Origin of the sequence: Aeromonas sp. s9 (genome assembly GCF_040907765.1) — a bacterium.
In the GTDB taxonomy this organism is placed as follows: domain Bacteria; phylum Pseudomonadota; class Gammaproteobacteria; order Enterobacterales; family Aeromonadaceae; genus Aeromonas; species Aeromonas caviae.
The window spans coordinates 1-4,479 of record NZ_JBFOCK010000057.1 but is presented as its reverse complement, the minus strand read 5'-3'; the positions used below and the strand labels follow the sequence as shown (position 1 = coordinate 4,479).

Genomic DNA, 4,479 nt, shown 5'->3' with positions numbered 1-4,479 from the left:
TAAAACGGCTCGATGACTTCCACCATGTTTTGCCATGGCAGGATCTGCTCCATGCGGGACAAGAAAATCTCTTTTCTGGTCTGACGGCGCTTACTGCTGAATTCACTGTCGGCGAAGGTGAGCTGATGACTCATGATGAACCCTTTTTCATGGCTCCAGATGACAAACATGATCTCATATCAGGGACTTGTTCGCACCTTCCCTAACTTCCCTTCGTCCTGATGCAAACAATAAAAATGATATTTAAAACAATTGGTTATATGCCAGCCTTTGAAGCTGAATGCGTTCGCTTGACGTTCTTTTTTGCGCAGCCATTACCACCGAATAAAGAAACAGTAAGGGTGGGATCGTGGAAAGCACCGGTAAGGCTACCGCCCCTGAATTCCAGCCTCCAGCTTGCTGCTTTTCACCTGCGCTGTTGCTCTGGTCTGGCTCATGGCTGACTCCGACGAGAGGTGGTTCTGATGACTATGTTACCGAACGGAGCTGATGAGGGAAGAGGGAGATAGTCTTTTCTCGGGCAAGATCAATAAATTGAACGGTCAGCGGGTTATGTTCGAGGGGGGATTGTGTGGTGATGTGACGTCTTAACTCTCTCAAGGCTCCACGGTATCGGGGCGAGGCAGTGAAATCGGGACAGCCACCCTGTTGAGTGTTGTGTCGCACAGCGGCCATTCAAAACGCGGCAGGGCAAGCAGGTGGCAGAGCGAGTGGATAAGCGGCTGGCCGTCCTGTAACAGCGGGGCTGGATCTAGAGTTCTGCCCCAGCCTTATGATGTCGATGGGCCCCGTCTCTTACGAGACGGGGCCCATGCTTTTTTGTATTAGCGCACGGTCTTTGGGTCTGGTTTCCTCCGTGAAGGCTTAGCGGGCGAGCAGGGGTTGGCCGCTGGTCAGGGCGGTGCTGGTTGGCCGGGTGGCGGGATGCTGCTGAAACTGGCGCACCAGCCGCTCCAGGTCCCCGAGCTGCTTCACGAGCGCAATGATGCCCTGCACGGCGTGGCGGCTGCCCTGGCTGGAGTCGTCGGCCAGACGCTTGATGTCCAGCACGCTGTGGTGGATGTCCTGGGTGACCAGGGATTGCTCCTGCACCGCCTGGGCTATCTGGTTGCTGCCTGCGGTCACCTGCAACAGGCGTTCGCTTATCTGTTGCAGGATATCGCCGGTGGCGGCGGCCTTGAGGCGGCCTTGAGGCGGCAACTGGCGGAGAGCTGTTCCCCTTGCGCCATGGCCTGCTGGGCATCGTCGGCGCTGGCCTGCAAGAGGCTTATCATCTGCTGGATCTCGCCGGTGGAGGATTGGGTCTTGATGGCCAGGGTGCGGATTTCGTCCGCCACCACCGAGAAGCCGCGACCGGACTCGCCCGCCCGGGCCGCCTCGATGGCCGCATTGAGGGCCAGCAGGTTGGTCTGGTTGGCGATGTTGTTGATGACGTCCAGGATACCGTCGATGGCGCGGCACTGGCTGGCCAGCGCCTCTATCACGGCGCGGGAGGTGAGCAGCTCGCCGTGAACCCCTTCCACTGCCGCCACGGTATCGAGCACGCTGCGATTGCCCTCCCGAAACAGCACGGCGGTGTTGTCCAGGCTGTCCGAGGAGGCGCTCGAGCTGTGGGAGACCTCGCGAATGGACGCCGTCATCTCGGTGATGGCGGTCGCCACCTGGTTGGTCTGCGCCTGCTGTTGTTGCAGGTTGCCAGTGATGGACTCGGCATTGCTCAGATCCGTCTGCGCCGCCTGCACGATCTGCTGGCAGGTCTGCTGGGTGCGGGCCAGCACCGCATTGAACTCGGCCTGGTTCATCTTCATGGCGAGCTCGACGGCAGCCAGACGATCGACCCGGCCGGTATACAGCAGTTGCATCAAGGGGTTGTCGAAACGGTGGCGGGCCAGGGTCTCCAGCCGGGCGAGGCGCAGGGAGAGGGTCTGGCAGATGACGAGCGCAACCACCAGGGGCAGGGCGCCGATGAGCAGAGGCCAGCCCGGGCCGTGCTGATAGCCGAGGGTGACCAGGCTGGCCAGCAGCGCCATCAGGCAGAGGTGGATCCCCAGGGTGTGGCAGCAGGGGGGCAGGCGCAGGGCCCGGGGGGTCTTGCCGCGGCGCATCTCGTCATAGACCCGCTCCGCACGCTGCTTGATCGCGTCGTCCGGCGCCGTGCGCACCGACTGGTACTCCACCACCTTGCCGCTTGCGTCCTGAATGGGGGTGACGAAGGCGTTGACCCAGTAGTGATCCCCGTTCTTGCAGCGGTTCTTGACCGGGCCCATCCAGCTTTTGCCTTCCCGCAGATGGCGCCACATGTCGGCAAACGCCTGGGGCGGCATGTCGGGGTGGCGGACCAGGTTGTGAGGCGCCCCTTGCAGCTCCTCCAGGGTGAAGCCGGCTATCTGGCAGAACTCGTCGTTGGCATAGGTGATGCGGCTCTCCAGATCCGTGGTGGAAATCAGGTTCTGATGCGACGGGTAGAGGCGCTCACGCTGGGTAACGGGTTGATTGACTCTCATGGTACTTCCTGCCTGACAGGGGAAAGAGAGTCTGGTTGCAATTCGTACACCAGAGTGCCCAAAAACGCTTAAATTGCGTTCTATATGTCTCTTTTGCGCTCAAAACCCGCAGAGGGCCGTACATGGCCCGGGCTCGCGTCTGTCCCGGCCGTCAGGATTCGCTTTTTGGGAGCCGTTTTGGCAATGGCGGGGCGTGTTTCGCAATTTGGCAAGGCGGGGCCGGGGCCTCCGCCAGTCTCAGGCGGGCAGATCCGGCTCGCTGACCGGGGCCGGCATCTGGGTCTCTATCTGCAGGTGGGTGGAGAGCAGGGTCTTCAGATCCTGCAGGTACTCCTCCAGGGGGGGCTCGTCCAGCAGCAGGGCAAGCTCGTTGCCGATGGGGGTGAGCCGGTAATAGAGCAGGGTGAGGTTGCTCTGGCGTTGGCGCAGACGCCAGCGCTGGTTGCCAAAGGCCAGCTCGACCCCGTCGGCGGGCAGGGGACCGGATTCGAGTTCGCCACGGTGCAGCAGCCCGAGATCGCATAGTAGCAGCAGGGCGCTGTAGGGCACCCGGTATTTGCCGAGCCCCATTCGGGTGACCTTGGCGCGACTGAGCAGGCTGGCCCCCTTGTGCATGCCCAGCAGCAGGCGCTGCTCGTCGCTGCCCTCGTAGTGGCAGGAGAGGGCGCAGATGCGCTGGAACAGCTGGGCTTCGCGCTGGGTCATCTCCTTGAGGGTGTTGAGGGCCCGGATGGAGAAGCGGCCCGGGGTCGCCACTTCCAGGGCGAAGATGCGGCCCCACAACTGCTGCATGGGGGTCATGCTGATGTCTTCGGCCAGTTGCAGGAAGCGGGTGAGCCAGTCGCTGTCTATCTCGCCGCCGGCGGCGGTCTCTTCGCAGTGGCGCGCGGCCATCACCATGATGGATTCCAGATTGCGCTGGCGGGTGGCCTGCTCCGCCAACTGGCGGAAGGTGGCGCGCTGCTCGAAGGTGCTGTCGCTGTTGCGGGTGAGCATGCCATCGATGCCGCGGCTGCGGGCCAGGCGCAGGGTCTGCTCCTGGCTGCTCAGGATGGAACTCTCTTTCTTGGGGGGCAGGTCAGCCATGCTGGCTCCGTGATGGCAAGGTCTGGTAGTGAATGTTACTCCAACCAGATCCATGAACAATCCCTTTGCCGGGGTCGTCACGGGATAAAAAAAGGTTCTTCGCGGGATCCTGGGAAAGTGGAAGTTGACAGACAGGGTGCTGGTAAACTGGTTGTCGCCAAACACACCACCACCATCACCCTGCTGTCGCCGTGCATCATATTGATATTACCTCCTTCTGGCCAGGTTATACCGTCATCGCCCAAGCGCTTTCTGCCAACCATCACACCCTGTTTACCCTTGAGCCTCGCGCCGACTTCTTGCCCCGTTGTCGCCGATGCCTGCAACCCACGCCATTGATCCACGACCAACGTATCCGCCGGGTGCGTGAGCGAGACCTATTTGACCGACAAGTCTGGTTACAACTGCCTGTTCGCCGCGTCGACTGTCTGCGCTGTGGTCGCGTCAGTGAACATATCGACTGGCTCCCCTCTGGCTCCCGCCTCACCCGGCGCATGCAGTGCTGGATTGAAGCGCTCGTTCAGTACCTCCCCATCCGCCATGTCAGCCAGCTCACCGGGGTCGGTTGGCACACCATCAAGGAGATCGACAAGCGCCGTTTGCAGACTAGTGTGGGCACCATCGAACTTGGGGAGGTGCGGCGGCTGGTGATGGATGAGTTTGCCCTGCACAAGGGACACCGCTATGCCACCGTGATCATGGATGCCGAGCGAACCCGCGTCCTGTGGGTGGGGCACGGCAACAGTCGGGCCGCTATCCGTCCCTTCTTCGAGCAGCTCGGCGAGCGATGCCAGCAGATTGAGGCGGTGGCGATGGACATGAACACGGCGTTCGACCTGGAGGTGAAGCAACACTGCCCGCAGGCGGAGGTGGTCTACGACCTGTTCCA

Annotated in this window: 1 protein-coding gene and 3 pseudogenes; 1 reads left to right on the top strand and 3 read right to left on the bottom strand. The window is 61.6% G+C overall.

Annotated features, from left to right (window positions below; genetic code table 11):
• From AB5Y54_RS10885 to AB5Y54_RS10875, 3 genes and pseudogenes are all read right to left on the bottom strand, one after another.
• A pseudogene (locus tag AB5Y54_RS10885) lies at window positions 1–134 on the bottom strand (IS5/IS1182 family transposase); the annotation flags it as partial.
• A 730-nt stretch (window positions 135–864) separates the two neighbouring features.
• Window positions 865–2,504, bottom strand: a pseudogene (locus AB5Y54_RS10880) (PAS domain-containing methyl-accepting chemotaxis protein).
• 237 nt (window positions 2,505–2,741) lie between these two features.
• The gene (locus AB5Y54_RS10875; RefSeq protein ID WP_042016317.1) at window positions 2,742–3,590 is read right to left on the bottom strand and encodes a TIGR03899 family protein; all 849 of its coding nucleotides are present in this window, start codon (window positions 3,588–3,590) and stop codon (window positions 2,742–2,744) included.
• 191 nt (window positions 3,591–3,781) lie between these two features.
• On the opposite strand from AB5Y54_RS10875, the pseudogene AB5Y54_RS10870 reads away from it, so the two are divergent.
• Window positions 3,782–4,479, top strand: a pseudogene (locus tag AB5Y54_RS10870) (ISL3-like element ISAeme19 family transposase); the annotation flags it as partial.

Coding starts and splice junctions, on each gene's coding strand:
- AB5Y54_RS10875 (WP_042016317.1), bottom strand. CDS start 3,590: ATGGCTGACCTGCCCCCCAAGAAAGAGAGTTCCATCCTGAGCAGCCAG.